Here is a 16,411-nt window from a genome sequence, read left to right as displayed (position 1 = left end):
CTTTCTGTTTCTTCAATGGAGAGTGAGCAAATTTCAACTCTTAAAGTAATACACTGGCTTCAATATTTATTATTGATACCCAGGATTCTGTGTGAATTCACTTTTATTAGTAACCGCATCAATCTGTGTTCTGGGAATTGGCCTGATCAGGTTAAAGTCAGTTATACCTTTCGCATCAGGGTTAAATGCTTTGACCCTTTCCAGTAATTTACCAGTTCTTTTCAAATCAAACCAGCGTATTTGCTCACCGGCAAACTCCCTTGCCCGTTCATCTAATATAAAGTCCAAGCTAACCTGCGCTGGCGTAATCTGCATGGCAGCCACTTTACCAGATTTAGCCGCTCTGGTACGGATCACATTTAAGTAGGTTGCAGCAGCTCCCGGATTCCCCAGATTAAATTCAGCTTCAGCAGCAATCAGATATAACTCGGCAAAACGAATCACAAAGACATCTCTTGCACTCTGTGCCTCATTGATACTCGTTCTGACAGGATCTGCAAATTTATTCAGAGAAACATAATGTAATTGATCCTTAACTGTTCCGTTTGCATTGTAAACGGCATTGCGATCAAATACTTTATATATTTTACCCGTGGATGGAAATACTTTTTTAGTAGTCAGAATAGCAGTATCTCCTATTTTCATCCCTGCTGGTCTGGTCGTACCGTTTGCATACCAGACCGTTTGAAATGAACCCTCATACCTGGAATCATTGTCATCATATAGATCCAATAGAAAACGTGTAGGCATATAACGGTCAAAAGGTCTTCCGTTAGCAAGGTCACGCAACATACCTGGCTGGTCGTCGTATTTCATCGCATACAACATGTGTCCGCTATTACTGCCTCTGCTATGGCCTAATGGATTGAGGATCGGATCCAAAAGATCATTCAATGATAGATTTGTTGAGTAATTAACGGTATAAACAACTTCCTTATTTTTGAGATTCGACATTTTCCACAGGTCAGCGTAGGCAGGCAATAATGTAAAGCCATAACCACCATTAATTACTGCAACAGCCATATCCCTGGCCTCTGTATTTTTCTTTTGTGTGAGATACATTCTTGATAAAAAGGCCTGGGCAGCAGGTTTGGTCACTCTCCCATAATCTGCTGTGGTAACCGGCAGATTGGCAACTGCAAATAACAGGTCCTCAATAATTTGCTTATTAAAGGTCTCTACAGGTGTTTTATTCGCCGTGGTGATTACTCCCTGAGTTTCATTCAATGAAAAATGAACCCCTCCCCAGGTTTCAACGATATGCCAGTAATAAAATGCACGCAAAAACTTTAATTCAGCCTCTCTTATTGGCCTGGCAGTGGACGACAGCCCTGCTCCTGCGATCTTATTTATTCCTGCATTGCACAAATTAACTGCCGCATACAGTTGCTGCCATTCGGTAGTAATAGCAGCATTTGTGCCCTGAAGGTTAATATATTGGGTTAAATCAGTATTGATATCACCAGCACCACTCATCCAAAGATCTGTACCCATCTCAGAAATACTATGACCTTCTTCTTTTCCATACCACCAGCGCTGATAGGAATAGGCTGCGTTAACAAGCGTTTCAAATCCTGCCGGCGTGGTATAAACACTTTCAGCGGTAATTCCTGAGGGATTATTTTCTACAAGTGATTTTTTGCAGGAGAAAGTTACAGCCAGCCCTGCAAAGACAATCAGGCTTTTATATATATAATGTTTCATTTCTATTAATTTGAGTTAAAAAGTAACGTTTAAGCCAACGGTGTAAAGCTTGGTCATCGGAGCACCCTCTGATCCACCCCGCTCAGGATCATATTCTTTAAGCAAAGCTGATTTTGTATAAGTAAAAGGATTTCTGGCGGTAGCATAAACACGCACGCTTTTGATAAAATTCTTCTCCAGTATATTTTTGGGTACGGTATAGCCTAACGTGATATTTCTTAATCTGATAAAAGATCCGTCTGTATAACCTAAAGCAGTGGAGTATAAGGTAGAATTAAACGAGATATTCTTGTTTGGGCGTGGAAAATCATTCGAAGCGTTTTCTGGCGTCCAGTAGTTAATAATAGTAGAGCTGTTATTAATTCCCTGCGGATCGTATCTGCGTAAAAAATCAGCATATACAGTCTGTCCCATCCTGGCGAAAAGATAAATATTCAGATCCCATGCTTTATAGGTAAATGTATTTTCCAGTCCTCCACTCCAATCAGGGCGGTTAGTGCCTATAATCTTACGATCGTTAGTGGCATCAATTTTACCATCGTTATTGAGATCACGAACTCTGATATCCCCTGGTTTTTGCCCATATTTTGCCGCTTCTGTGGCATCAGCTGTTTGCCAGATCCCTATTTTGTCATAATCATAGAAAGATTGGATCGGTGAACCTACAAACCAGGAATTCAATACATCAGATTGCGCTCCTCCTGCAAGTTCAACAATCTTCTCTCTGTTTCTGCTGAAACTGATGTTTGTAGTCCACTGAAAATCTTTATGGATGATATTTTTTGAAGAAATGTAAACCTCAATACCTTTATTACGTGTTTTTGCAATATTCTGAATTACACTGATTACCCCATCTGTTGGTGGCAGACTTCTGTTTAACAGTAAATCATAGGTTTTGGAATCATAATAATCAACGGTTGCAGTTATTCTATTTTTAAAGAGTGCGATCTCTAATCCAAAATCACTTGTTTTCGTTTTTTCCCACGTTAACGCCAGGTTACCAATTCTTGGAGAGTAACCGTAAGCCAGCGCCGGAGCATCGTCATAAGCAAATGCAATCCTGGATAAGCTACTCTGAGTAGAATAAGAATTGATATTATCGCTACCTGCGATACCGTAGCTGTACTTTAATTTTAAATCACTGATAATTTTATTGTCTTTTAAAAACTGTTCATCACTAACTCTCCAGGCTACAGCGGCAGAAGGGAAAAATGCCCATTTGTTGCCTTCTGCTAATTTCGAAGAACCGTCTGTACGTCCTGTTGCTGTTAACAGGTATTTACCTTTGTAAGCATAATTTAACCTGCCAGCGAATGAAATCAGGTTATTCATGGTATAAGCTGTATTTACCGCCTGATTCTGCGTATTTCCAAGACCATAGAACAATTGTGATTTTAACAACTGATTTTCACCCGAAGCAGCAATATTATCCGATCTGTTATACAATAAACTATTAATACCAGTAACTGTAAAAGCATGATCTTTGATTTCTTTACTATAGGTAATATAGTTTTCTATGTTAATCAAATGTCCATTTGAGGCTGAATAGGTAGCTTTTGGTACAGAGCCATTGCGATCCAGGGAAAAACGGTCTGCATAAGTTCCTGTCCTGTCAGTATTTAGATTCACTCCAAGATTCGAGCGGGCAACCAATCCTTTGAAAGGTTTGAACTCCATATAGGCGGATAACAGTGTCCGGTTAATCACGGTCTTATTGGAATAGACATCTGGTTGTTCATCTGCAAGCGGACTCACAAAAGTACCTGCCAGTGGATAAACAATGAATTTGCCATCTTTGTCATAAAGCGTACCGAGTGGAGAGATTTTGTTCACCTGGTTTAATGGATCACGGCGGTTATCTTGTTCATAATGTGTAAACTGCCCTTGCATTCCTGTTGTAAAATATTTACCGATAGACTGATCAAGGTTTAAACGGGCGGTATAACGACTAGATTTATCCATTTTTAAAACACCTTTTTCATCCAGGTAATCGAGAGAGAAATATACTTTGGTTTTTTCTGTCCCGGCCCTTACGCCTAACTGGTAATCCTGCTGACTTCCGTCATGAAAGATCAGGTCCTGATAGTCCAGAAAATCTTTGTTTTGTATGGCTGTATATTCTGCGGAATTGAAAATTTTGACATCGTCGGCCGGCCCTGACCAGTTACCCGTTGTACGGTTGGCCTGTCTGCGCTGTTCAATGTATTGTTCTGCATTCATGACCGAAGGATATCTGGATACTTTTGACACGCCATAATAGGAGTTTAAGGAAACTGTAGCCTGTCCTGAGATCCCTTTTTTAGTGGTAATCAGAATTACGCCATTCGCGCCTCTGGATCCATATATTGCTGTAGATGAAGCATCTTTCAGGATTTCCATGGAAGCAATATCGTTGGGATTTAAATCTTGCAGGCTTGAATACTGTACACCATCTACAATGATCAGCGGGCCATTACCTGCCGAAATTGATCTTGTCCCCCTGATATTGATGTTTACGCCTGAAGAAGCCGCACCGCTGCTTCTGGTCACATCAACGCCTGGTACTTTACCCTGAATAGATTCTAATGGATTGGAGGAAGGAACTTTAGCAATATCTTCGCCTTTAACAGAAACTACTGAGCCCGTAAGATCTCTTTTCTTTACTGTTCCATAACCAATGACCACGACCTCATTTAAGGCTGTTTCATTGGGTGTGAGTTTAATTTGAATTTGTGTCTGACCTGCTGCATTCACTTCTTCTTTGAGATAACCTACATAGTTGATGACCAGCACTGCGTCATTACCTGAAATGTTTAAAATGAATTTACCGTTGGTATCGGTACTGGTTCCCTGGCTGGTCCCTTTCACCAGGACGCTCACGCCGATTAGTGTTTCTCCGCTTTTTGCATCAGTCACCTGCCCCGAAATTTTACGGGTTTGTGCGGATAGGAAACTGCAGAAAAAGCAGAACCCTACAATTAAAAGATAAAATTTGCTCATAAATATTTGGTTAGGATAATCGCTTAAGGGTATAATTCTTTATTCCCGGGAGAAATCAAAAAATTAAATCAATTAAGTTTTATAACAAGTCTACATAGTTTTCCTGCGAAATGAATTTAAATCCGTGAAAATAACTACGCAATCGTTGCCGAAATACTGAATCAATAATCCACATAAAAAAAGGGAGTCTGAATTGGCTTCAGAACTCCCTTTTTTACAGTGATCAATTTATTTTTTTAGAACAGATATTTAGTGCTTAAGAAATTAGAATCATTACCATCAATTATTTCATTGATTAATAGCTTATTACTTTCATTCAGCTTTGTGGCTACCAGAGACCGGATAGAGAAAGACCGAAGTGCATCTACGACCGATAAGGTACCTTCTGCACTATCTTTTCTACCAGTAAATGGAAATGCATCAGGCCCGCGCTGACATTGGCAATTGATATTTACACGACTTACCTGGTTGATCAGCGGATCAATTAATGCAGCAACTTCTATCGGGTCATTACTGAAAATACTAACCTGCTGCCCATGGGTAGATTCGATCAGGTATTCAATTGTTTCTTCCAGGTCATCAAAAGGAACAACAGGAATAACCGGTCCGAATTGTTCTTCTGTATAAAGTTTCATGTCTTTATTTACAGGATAAACAATTGCAGGATATACGAAAGATTCATTGGTAGCCCCTCCATGTTCATTGATTACTGAAGCACCATGCGCTATGGCATCTTCAATACATTCTTTAAGATAGGCTGGTTTATGTGGTTCAGGTAAAGGGGTTAAGGAAACTCCTTCTACCCATGGCATACCAAACTTTAGTTTGGATACTGCCGCTGACAATAATTTCAGGAATTCATCAGCCAGAGAACGGTGGATGAAAATAATTTTTAAAGCGGTACATCTTTGTCCGTTAAAAGACAAAGATCCCAGCACTGTTTCCTGAACTGCCAGTTCTAAATCTGCATGTGCAGTGATTATTGCTGCGTTTTTCGCATCTAATCCTAAGATAGCCCGTAGTCTGTTCACTTTTGGATGCAGTTTTTTCAGTTCATTCGCTACTTTACTGGAACCGATTAAAGTTAACACATTAATCTTTCCTGATTTCATGAGTCCGGGAATGATCACATTTCCTCTGCCGTAAATCGTATTGACTACGCCTTTTGGAAAAGAATCCCTGAAAGCTTCTAATAATGGATAGTGTAAAAGTGTACCATGTTTAGGCGGTTTAAACAATAAAGTGTTCCCCATAATCAACGCGGGAATTAATGTGGTAAAAGTCTCATTCAAAGGATAGTTAAATGGGCCCATACAAAGTACTACACCAAGTGGAGAACGCCTTACTTGTGCAACAATCCCCTGTTCGATGGTAAACCTTGATGACTGACGATCCAGATCTTTAAGGGCGTCAATGGTCGCATGAATATACTCCACTGTCCTGTCAAATTCTTTCACAGAATCGGCGTAAGATTTACCAATTTCCCACATCAGCAGTTTAACGACCTCTTGTTTCTTTTCAATAATTCTGCCTGTAAATTTTTCTACATGGGTAATCCGGTCTGCCACACTCATGGTAGGCCATTCGCCGCGACCATTGTTATAGGCTGCAACAGCTGCGTCAAGCGCTTCCATAGCTTCTTTCTCGCTACATAAAGGATAGGTACCGATCACTTTACGTTGTAAACCCTCAGGTGTTTTTACGCAAACAGGGGAAACTACAGTGTGAACTTCTCCGTCCCAGGGATGCATGGCACCATTACTTAAATACGCGCGCTGATGCAGTTCCTGCTGCAATCTGAATGCTTCGGGTATTTCATGCTCTTCAACAAAAATGGAATTGAGCTGGTCTTGAAAATTCATCCGTTAAAATTTATATTTATGAATAGTTATCAGGTACAAAATAGGAAATAGTTTATACTTAAACGTTTAAATTATATAATCATATTAATTATTTTAGAAATTAAAGTAATCTTTTGCGTTATTATAGCATATATTTTGAATAATTTCTCCTATCCAGTCCAGATGATCGGGTAATTCTCCGTTTTCTATGTCCTCGCCGAGCAAATTACAGAGTAATCTTCTGAAATATTCGTGACGGGGATAAGAAAGAAAACTTCTTGAATCGGTAAGCATTCCTATAAAACGACTTAATAAACCCATGTTTGACAGCGCATTGAGCTGCCGGGTCATTCCATCTTTCTGATCCAGAAACCACCATCCTGAACCAAACTGAATCTTCCCGGCTATAGTTCCATCATTAAAATTACCAATCATCGTTGCCATCAGTTCATTATCTGAAGGGTTCAGGTTGTAAAGAATAGTTTTGGTAAGCTGGTTACTGGTATCCAGTCTGTTTAGAAATTTTGATAACTGAGGCCCCTGCTGAAAATCACCGATAGAGTCCCATCCTGTATCTGGTCCCAGACGCTCCAGTAAACGTGAATTATTATTTCTTAATGCACCAAGATGGTATTGTTGCACCCATCCCTTTTCATGATCCCAGGTTGCGAAATGATAAAGCATGGCAGATTTAAATTGCAAAATCTCCTGCTCATTTAATTTTTGCTGATGAATAATCTTATCAAATATCAAATCGATCTCCAGATCGGTATAACCGGCCGCATATAGCTGTTCTAATCCATGATCAGAAACTGAGCAACCATTTGCCGAAAAGTAATCATGCCGGTCTTTTAAGGCCTTTAAATAGGTTTTGAAATTCGTTATCTGATGAGATGAAATGTCTTGCAGTTTCTTGATATAAGCAAGCATTGCAGGTAAATCATCTGCATTCATAGCTTTATCCGGCCTGAATGCAGGCAGCACTTTCACTTCAAAACCATCTGCTTTGATCTTTTGATGATGCACCAGGTCGTCTGTTGGATCATCGGTAGTGGCCAGGGCACTGACTTTCATTTTTCGTAACAGGTTTCGTACGGAGTAAGCTGGCGTTTGAAGTTTTACAGCACATTCATCATAAATTTTCCTTGCCGTAGCCGGAGATAAAATATCATAAATATCGAAATAGCGCTGCAGCTCCAGGTGTGTCCAGTGGTATAAGGGATTACGCAGTGTATAAGGCACCGTTTCTGCCCACTTTTCAAATTTCTCCCAGTCACTTTTATTTCCGGTGATATATTCTTCCGGAATTCCATTAGCACGCATTGCACGCCATTTATAATGATCTCCGTAGAGCCAAACCTGTGTCAGGTTTTCAAAATTCTTGTCTTCAGCAATCTGATCTGGTGGTAAGTGACAGTGATAATCTATCACTGGCATATTTTTCGCGTATTGATGATAGAGCAATACGGCCGTTTCATTATTTAATAAAAAGTTTTCATCAATAAATTTTTTCACAGCAATAAATTAGTATAAGAAATTGGTTGTTATATATTTTTAAGATATTTTAAGGCATTTCAGCAATTTCCATTTCTGAAGCAGCCAATAGAAATGCGCCTACGCCTTTAGGGTCATTGGTGATTACCTTTTCACTAATATAATAAGCATAACTGCCATCACGATATGGTTTTCCACCTAAGCCGGAAACACTTACTGTACCTTTTAAGTTGATTTGCCCGGGTTTTGCTCCAGCTTCAATGAACTCTTTTTGTATGCCCTGAAAGCCATTTTTGGCTATTGTAGAATATTTATGGTCTAAATATCCTTTGCGAACCCCTTTGCTGATCGTATAAACAAACATGCAGGATGCCGAAGCCTCTTTGTAATTTCCTTTACGTTCCGGCTGATCAAGAATATCATACCATAAACCAGAATTTTTATCCTGATATTGACCGATAGCATTTGATAAACGATCCAGAATGCCCAGCAGGGCTTTTCTTTTGGGATGATTTTCCGGAAAATAATCCAGTACATCGACTAAAGCCATCCCATACCATCCCATTGCCCTACCCCAGAAATTTGGAGAAACACCACTTTTTTTATCAGCCCAGCGTTCTTGTTTTGATTCATCCCAGCCATGATAGAGTAAACCTGTTTTAGCGTCGCGCGCATTTTTCTCCATGTAAATAAACTGGTTTGCGATATCATCATAGGCTTTATCAGCTTTAATTAAAGCCGCATATTCTGCGTAAAAAGGTTCTCCCATGTACAACCCGTCCAGCCACATCTGATTCGGATATATTTTTTTATGCCAGAACCCGCCTTCTTTGGTACGGGGCTGCTTTTTAAGCTGATCCCAGAGCAATGTGGCTGCTTTAAAATATTTCTTCTGCCCGGTTGCTTTGTATAAAGAAAGCAGTGTGCGCCCGTTTTTGACGTTATCAATGTTATAGTCTGCTTGTTTATAGCGGCTGATACCTCCATCTTCTTTGACAAAAAAATCCATAGACTTTTGCATATACTTAAAGTAGACATCAGATTTGGTTCTTTTCCAGATGGCCTCTATTCCTTCCAGGATAACCCCCTGGTCATAGGCCCATTTAACTGGTCTGGGATTAGCTGGATCAAGATTCAGGGAATCCTGCCAGATATCCATTACCGTAGCAGCCATGGCCTCACTTAGTGGTTTAGTTTGTGCAGTTGTCACTGCATTCATATACATAACGAGCAGGCAAACCAACCCTGTTTTCAGGAAAAATGATCTTTTCATAAGCGTTTATTTCAGGAGAAGTGATTGGGAAGCCGGATCAGGATTTTTATAGGAAACGTTATTTCCATGCTGTATCCTGATCAATGGTCCTGACTGTTCAACAATCAGATTGATATGATTCATTTGTATGTTTTTAGCCTCTTGTAAGTCAATGCCTTCTTTAGATTTGATAGTCAATTGATCAAAATAAATATCACTGATATTCAGCTCTGGCAAACCGCGGATGAATATGGCTTTAGCAGCACCATCGCAAACAATGTTACTGATATGAAAATCTCTGAACACAGGGGTTTCTTCCGTAACAGGCAAGAGTTTAATTTTTGGTATTGCTCTTTTTTCTCCGGATAAAACTATCGGATCAACTGCTGCGTAATACATATCAAAGAGAATAGCTTCCCCAACAATATCCTTCATATTGATATTCCTGGCATAAATGCGTTCCACTACGCCGCCTCTCCCCCTTGTGGTTTTAAACCGCAGACCAATGTCTGTACCGATAAAGGTACAGTCAGTAATATAAATGTTCCTGGCTCCGCCAGACATTTCACTGCCAATTACAAAACCTCCATGGGCATGATAAACGGTACTGTTCCGGATCACCACATTTTCTGTTGGAATCCCTCGTTTACGACCAGCAGCGTCTCTTCCTGATTTGATACAGATTCCATCATCACCTACATCAAATGTACTGCCTTCGATGAGTACATTTTTACAGGATTCAATGTCTATTCCATCACCATTCTGTGCATACCATGGATTTTTCACGTATACATTCCGGACAGTAAGGTCACTGCACATCAGCGGATGTAAATTCCATGCTGGAGAATTTTGAAAAGTAACGCCTTCCAGCAAAATTTGCCTGCAGTTATTCAGTACCAGCAAGTTTGGACGCAGAAAGTCTTTAATCGAATCGTAAAATGCAGCAGATTTATCTTTGGTGATCAGCCCTGGATCTTTCATTCCAGCTCCTTTAAATGTTTTTTCTGAAGGATACCAGATTTTTTTTTCTTCATTCACTAAACCACCGGAAGCTATACGTGCCTTCCACTGGCTTTCTGTCAATTTATCTTTCTTGACCATCCGCCATACATCTCCTGCCCCATCAATAATTCCATAACCGGTTATTGCCATATTTTCCTGCGCATTAGCCCAGATTGGTGATTGATTCCGCATTTGCGCTACGCCTTCCCAATTTCCTTCTACCAGTTTGTACTGGTTAAGGTCTTTGGTAAACTGGAGTAAAGCGTTTTTTTGCAAGTGCAGGTTTACGTTACTTTTGAGTTCAATAGGTCCGGTCAGCCACATTCCTCCGGGTATCAAAACTACCCCACCACCATTTTTACTGCTGGCTGCTATAGCCTCATTAATTTGGATGGTATTTAGTGTTATGCCATCATTTACCGCCCCGTATTTAATGATACTGATCGTATCGGTTTTGAATACGGGTTCTTTCACTATGGGCAGATGATCAAAAGGATCTGCTTTTTTATCCTGTGCGCTTATATTCAATGCCAGGCTGATGATCAGGCCTGTAAGGGTTAGATGGAAATTATTCATGAAAATCTGGTTAGCTGTTTGCTCTTCAACAGGTAACAAGTCTACATAGTTTTAGGACAGCATAAAACTATTACACTTAAAATAAATACGCAATCGTTGCCGCAGGTGTTTTCTATCATTTTACAATCAGAATTTATATGTAAACTTGTGTTAATTCTAACCAATAGAAAAAGGCGTTATGTTTGTACCCTCTACCTTAAAAGATATAGCCAGTGCTCTGGGCTATTCAACTTCTACGATTTCCAGGGCTTTACGTGATACTTATGAGATCAGCCCGGAAACCAAAAAGATTATCCGGGAGTATGCACAGAAGATAAATTACCGCCCTAATCCTATTGCACTGAGCTTAAAGGAACGCCGGAGCAAATCAATTGGTGTGGTAGTGGCTGAAGTTGCCAACCATTACTTTTCTCAGGCCATTAACGGGATTGAATCTATTGCTTATGACCGTGGTTACCATGTAATCATTACGCAGACCCATGAGTCTTATGAGCGTGAAAAAATTAACATCCATCATCTGGCTTCCAGATCTGTAGATGGCTTACTGGTTTCTTTATCTGCGGAAACAAGTGATACTTCACATCTTCAGGATTTGCATCAAAAAGGATTACCAATGGTGTTTTTTGACAGGGTTGCAGAAGAAATAATCACCCATAAAGTTATAGCTAACAATGAAAAAGGAGCTTTTCAAGCCACAGAGCATCTGATTCATAATGGATATAAAAGAATTGCACATTTAACGAGTTCTGCGCATTTATCAATTAGTATAGAACGGCTGGAGGGTTACAAAAACGCATTGGCCAAGCATCATATCCCTTTTGAGCAGGACTATGTTAAATATTGCCCGCATGGTGGGATGTTTTATCAGGAAACAGAAAATGCAGTCAAAGAATTGATGAACCTGAAGGAAAAACCTGATGCAATTTTTGTAGCAGGTGACCGGTTAAGTATTGATTGCCTGATGGTATTTAAGAATTTAAATATCAAAATTCCGCAGGATATTGTGATTACAGGATTTAGTAATTCTGATGTCCTGGACCTGATGAATCCTTCGCTGACTTCTATCCGGCAGCCTGCCTTTGAAATCGGACAGATAGCCACTCAAATGCTGCTTAAAGTCATAGAAAGTAAGTATCCAGTATATGATTTCGAAAAAAAGATACTGGATACAAGCTTATTTGTAAGGTAATAACCTGGGATGATTTATAATGATATCCCTCTTTTCCAGGGAATAAAGTCATCCTGGTTTAACAGCACAGCTTTAGGGGTCACTTCGCCGCTGGCAGCTTTAATACAGTAGGTCAAAATGTCTTCTCCCATTTGTTCAATTGTTTTCTCCCCTGCAATGATTGATCCTGCATTAATATCAATAATATCATTCATCCTGGCTGTTAAGGCATTGTTGGTCGATATTTTAATCACCGGGCAAACCGGATTTCCTGTGGGTGTGCCCAGCCCTGTAGTAAATAAAATCAGCGTAGCTCCGCTTGCAGCTTTACCAGTAGTCGCTTCCACATCATTTCCTGGTGTACAAACCAGATTCAAGCCAGGTTTCAAAGCAGGTTCAGTATAATCAAGTACGTCTTCTACAGGTGATGTTCCTCCTTTTTTCGCTGCACCATTACTTTTGATCGCATCTGTAATTAAACCATCTTTAATATTACCCGGTGAAGGATTCATATGAAAACCAGAACCTGCATTTTCGGCGGCCTGGCTATAGGCAGACATCAGCTTCATGAATTTTCTGGCTGCATTTTCGTCCTTTGTCCTGTCTATGATATCCTGTTCTGCTCCGCAGAGCTCAGGAAACTCAGCCAATAAGACTTTCGCACCAAGTCCAACCAGCAAATCTGCACAATAACCAACCGCAGGATTTGCAGAAATGCCACTAAAGCCATCGCTGCCACCGCATTTTACCCCAATACATAATTTGCTTAAAGGAGCCGGCTGACGCTCCATTTGATTCGCTTCAATTAATCCTTCAAAAGTTTGCCGGATAGCTGTTGTAATGAGCTGCTCTTCACTTTGCGATTGTTGTTGTTCAAAAATATAGAGCTTTTTATCGAATGCGGGATTACGTTCTTTTAAATCACTCAAAAAATCTTCCACCTGCAAATTCTGACAACCCAGGCTCAGTAAGGTAACACCTGCAACATTAGGATGGTCTGCATAAGCAGCCAGTAACTTACTCAATACAGCGGCATCCTGACGGATACCTCCGCAGCCCCCCTGATGATTCAGGAATTTGATCCCATCAATGTTTTTGAATGGTCTTTTATCGTTGAAGTGTCTGGTTTCCAGCGCGATTGGAATCGCTGCCATCGCTGCAGTATCAGCTCCGTTCTGATAGGCTTCTACTAATTGATGGGTATAAGATTTGTATTTTTCAGTTACAGCATACCCCAGTTCATTGTGCAATGCCTCTTTGATGACATCAAGGTTCCTGTTTTCACAGAATACAGCCGGTATAAACAGCCAGTAGTTTGCTGTACCCACATTTCCATCTTTACGATGATAACCGTTAAAAGTAAGACCTTCGAATTTACTGATATCAGGCGCCTGCCATTGATACTTAGAGGGTCTGAAAAAGTAAGGAGCAGCGGCATGTTTCAGGTTATCTGTGGTCATTAATGAACCTGCCTGCACAGGAAATTGTATTTTCCCTACCAGAGTTCCATACATGATCACTTCTTCACCTGCCTCCATAGCTGAGGTGTAAAACTTATGTTTTGCAGGAATATCTGCGGTCAGCAAATAATAATTATCCTGATATTGAACAGTTTCACCTGCTTTAAGATCAGTTAATGCGACAATCACATTGTCATTGGGGTGAACTTTTAAAATGTTAGTGTTCATAATTGATATATTTCCCAGGTACTTTCAGGGTTGTTTCTGGATTCCATCCTTTAAAAATTAAGTCTTTTGTATAACTTTTTACTTCTTCTTCACTGAGCTGGTGTGACCATGCCACACGCTGATCAGGATTAAAACCTTCGCCCTTGTTTTTATATTCTGCATAGTAAGCAGTTTTTTCATTGCTTTGCTTTCGCCAATTATCCCAGCCTTCTGTTTTGATCAGTTTTGGCAATTCGCAGTTGATATAAACGGCTTTGCTATAGGGCCGCCATGGTCTGCCCAGATAAACGGTACGTTCCAAAGCATCACCGGTGATCCGGCAATTTAAAAATACATAACCATATTTGATTGTATCCGGAGCAGAAGATGCGGTGATATAATGGGCACCTTGTTTACAAAAAATGGTACAATCTTCAAATAAAGCAGTCGCAGCACCAAAAATAAAATCTACTGTTCCTTCAATGTAACAGTTTTTGAAATATTGCCTGTTTCCTGCACCAAAAGTATAAAGTGTATCTTGAAACCCCTTTATCCGGCAATTGAAAAAGGTGGTCTGATCTCCCGATATCCAAAGTGCAACGGCCTGACCGACCGGGCCGGAGGTGTTTTGAAAGGTAATGTTATAAGCAGCAAATCCATCTCCGCAAATGTAAAAGCTTGCAGATCCTGAAGTACCCATTTCTTCACCGAAACGGTTTTTCTTTGCTGCATAGTCGTTGTAAGTTAAAATTGTTCTGGTAACGTCCTCTCCGACCAGTTTCACAAGTTTTTTTGAGGAAGGCAGGTTTAATTTCTCCTGATAGAGCCCATTCCTGATCAAGATCGTAGTCGTGACTTTTCTGAAATCCGGAACCGCATTGATGGCTTCCTGTACAGTCAGGTAATCTCCGGTCCCGTCTTTGGCAACAGTTATTGGTTTATCCTGAGCCTTTGTGAAAAATGTCAGGGATAAACAACCAAGGATAAGCAGTACTGATTTTACTTTCATAGACAATGCTAATTGTAATTTTTCAGGAATTAATTGAGCGCCGGATTTAAATCTGTGCAAACGATGCCGGACGTTGTCCTGATGCTTTTTCTGATACGAATGATTTTGTCTATTTTTAGCTATACAAATCAGCAGCAGCAGATTTGATCAATGAAAAGTTTTATGGCAACAGTATCACTCCGAAGTATCCAGGGCAAATGGGTTATGGCTTGTACGATAATGGCTTCAGCAATGGCTTTTATCGACGCCACAGCACTGAACGTGATCCTGCCTTCTTTACAGCAACATTTAAAGGCTTCGGGCCCTGACCTTTTCTGGGTATTAAATGCTTATTTACTGATGCTGGCTTCCCTGATGCTGATCGGCGGGACATTGGGTGACAGGCTGGGCCGGAAAAAGGTCTTTATGACCGGGATCTTTATTTTCATTCTTGGCTCTGCGGCTTGCGGGTTTTCTTCGACAGCCACTATGCTGATTATTTTCAGGTTGATACAAGGTATTGGTGGTGCATTAATGATTCCGGGAAGCTTATCACTGATTTCTTCTGCTATTGATGAAAAAGAACGGGGAAAAGCTATTGGAACGTGGTCTGCGGCCACTACTTTAGTGACTATGGGCGGACCTGCACTAGGCGGGGCATTAGCAGATGCGGGTTTATGGCGTTATATTTTTTTTATCAATGTGCCTATCGGAATTATTGTGCTTTTCTTTTTAGCGACAAAAGTAAAGGAGATCAAAGATGATCAAAACACAAAAAAGGTGGATTTTTACGGCGCAATTGCTATAGCTTCCGGACTGGCTCTGCTCACTTTTGGTTTCCTGCGTTTGCCAGCAGCTGGCTTTAGTCATATTCAGGGATATGGTTCCATTAGTGCAGGAATTTTATTGCTGTTTACCTTTATACTGATCGAACGTAAAAGTACACATCCAATGATGCCGCTGGATTTATTCAGCAACGCTATTTTCACCGGAACAAATCTGCTTACTTTTTTCCTTTATGCCGGTCTAGGTGCAGGAATGTTATTTATTTCATTAAATATGGTACAGGTACAGGGTTATACACAAATGGAATCTGGCCTTACTTTTCTTCCTTTTACTATTTTCATGGTTGTGAATGCACGTTTTGCCGGTAGCCTGGCTGATAAATACGGGCCAAGGTTATTTCTGATTGCGGGCCCCTTTCTAGCTGGCCTGGGTTTACTTTTACTATCTTTTATTCAACAGACGAATGGCCCTTCGGCTTATTGGACTACCTTTTTACCAGGTATTCTTGTTTTTGGTTTTGGGATGTCTCTGACTGTTGCTCCACTTACCGCAGCAGTAATGGGCTCAGTAAGTGATCAATTTACTGGTACAGCTTCAGGTATTAACAATGCAGTATCGAGAATCGCTGGTGTTTTCGCAAATGCCGTTCTGGGCTCCATGGCAGTTTTACTGTTTTCCTCAGCTTTGCAAAACGAGCTCAAAACGTTACCTTTTAATCCGCAGCAAAAGCAGGCGATAATTGCGCAGACTTCAAATCTTGGAAATGCTGAGGTTCCGGCAGGATTAACTGCAATTCAGGAAAAGAAAGTATTGGCAGCGTATCATGCTGGTTTCATAGCCGCTTACGGAAAGATTATGAAAGTGTCTGCTGGTCTTGGTTTTTTGGCTGCGTTAATGGCACTGGTCTTCATTCAGCCCCCAAAGAAGAAGCATACATGCTGACTGTAAAATTCC

10 protein-coding genes are annotated in these 16,411 nt (G+C 40.4%); 2 read left to right on the top strand and 8 right to left on the bottom strand.

Annotation, left to right across the window (positions count from 1 at the left end):
- Positions 1-69 precede the first annotated feature (69 nt).
- The 6 genes from AB3G38_RS04320 to AB3G38_RS04295 all read right to left on the bottom strand — a co-directional run bounded on the left by AB3G38_RS04320 (position 70) and on the right by AB3G38_RS04295 (position 10,848).
- Entirely contained in the window at positions 70-1,704 is a 1,635-nt protein-coding gene (locus tag AB3G38_RS04320) for a RagB/SusD family nutrient uptake outer membrane protein (RefSeq protein ID WP_367867267.1), read from the bottom strand.
- 15 nt (positions 1,705-1,719) lie between these two features.
- Positions 1,720-4,683 carry a SusC/RagA family TonB-linked outer membrane protein gene (locus AB3G38_RS04315; RefSeq protein ID WP_367867266.1) on the bottom strand — a complete coding sequence of 988 codons (2,964 nt, stop codon included), beginning with the start codon at positions 4,681-4,683 and terminating at the stop codon, positions 1,720-1,722.
- Between the two features lie 236 nt (positions 4,684-4,919).
- The gene (locus AB3G38_RS04310; protein ID WP_367867265.1) at positions 4,920-6,545 is read right to left on the bottom strand and encodes an NADP-dependent glyceraldehyde-3-phosphate dehydrogenase; all 1,626 of its coding nucleotides are present in this window, start codon (positions 6,543-6,545) and stop codon (positions 4,920-4,922) included.
- Between the two features lie 93 nt (positions 6,546-6,638).
- A complete protein-coding gene (gene uxaC / locus AB3G38_RS04305) occupies positions 6,639-8,039 on the bottom strand; it encodes a glucuronate isomerase (RefSeq protein ID WP_367867264.1) in 1,401 nt (466 codons plus the stop codon).
- Between the two features lie 49 nt (positions 8,040-8,088).
- Positions 8,089-9,291: a glycoside hydrolase family 105 protein gene (locus tag AB3G38_RS04300; RefSeq protein WP_367867263.1), complete on the bottom strand. Its 1,203-nt coding sequence runs from the start codon at positions 9,289-9,291 to the stop codon at positions 8,089-8,091.
- Positions 9,292-9,297: 6 nt separating this feature from the next.
- On the bottom strand, positions 9,298-10,848 hold the full coding sequence (locus AB3G38_RS04295) for a glycoside hydrolase family 28 protein (protein ID WP_367867262.1): 1,551 nt from the start codon (positions 10,846-10,848) through the stop codon (positions 9,298-9,300).
- A gap of 178 nt (positions 10,849-11,026) precedes the next feature.
- Between AB3G38_RS04295 and AB3G38_RS04290 the strand changes: the two genes are divergently transcribed.
- Positions 11,027-12,037, top strand: a complete 1,011-nt coding sequence (locus AB3G38_RS04290) for a LacI family DNA-binding transcriptional regulator (protein ID WP_367867261.1) — start codon at positions 11,027-11,029, stop codon at positions 12,035-12,037.
- 14 nt (positions 12,038-12,051) lie between these two features.
- On the opposite strand, the gene AB3G38_RS04285 is transcribed toward AB3G38_RS04290, so the two are convergent.
- Together AB3G38_RS04285 and AB3G38_RS04280 are read right to left on the bottom strand one after the other, a co-directional pair.
- Entirely contained in the window at positions 12,052-13,704 is a 1,653-nt protein-coding gene (locus AB3G38_RS04285) for a UxaA family hydrolase (RefSeq protein ID WP_367867260.1), read from the bottom strand.
- A complete protein-coding gene (locus AB3G38_RS04280; RefSeq protein WP_367867259.1) occupies positions 13,694-14,692 on the bottom strand; it encodes a pectinesterase family protein in 999 nt (332 codons plus the stop codon). The genes AB3G38_RS04285 and AB3G38_RS04280 overlap by 11 nt, the downstream gene beginning before the upstream one ends.
- Positions 14,693-14,854: 162 nt before the next feature.
- Here AB3G38_RS04280 and AB3G38_RS04275 point away from each other — a divergent pair, with 162 nt between their 5' ends.
- Positions 14,855-16,399, top strand: coding sequence for an MFS transporter (locus AB3G38_RS04275; RefSeq protein ID WP_367867258.1), 1,545 nt, complete (start codon positions 14,855-14,857; stop codon positions 16,397-16,399).
- Positions 16,400-16,411 lie beyond the last annotated feature (12 nt).

Origin of the sequence: Pedobacter sp. WC2423 (assembly GCF_040822065.1) — a bacterium.
In the GTDB taxonomy this organism is placed as follows: domain Bacteria; phylum Bacteroidota; class Bacteroidia; order Sphingobacteriales; family Sphingobacteriaceae; genus Pedobacter.
The sequence above is the reverse complement of the archived record's forward strand: the minus strand, read 5'-3'. Positions and strand labels throughout refer to the sequence as shown.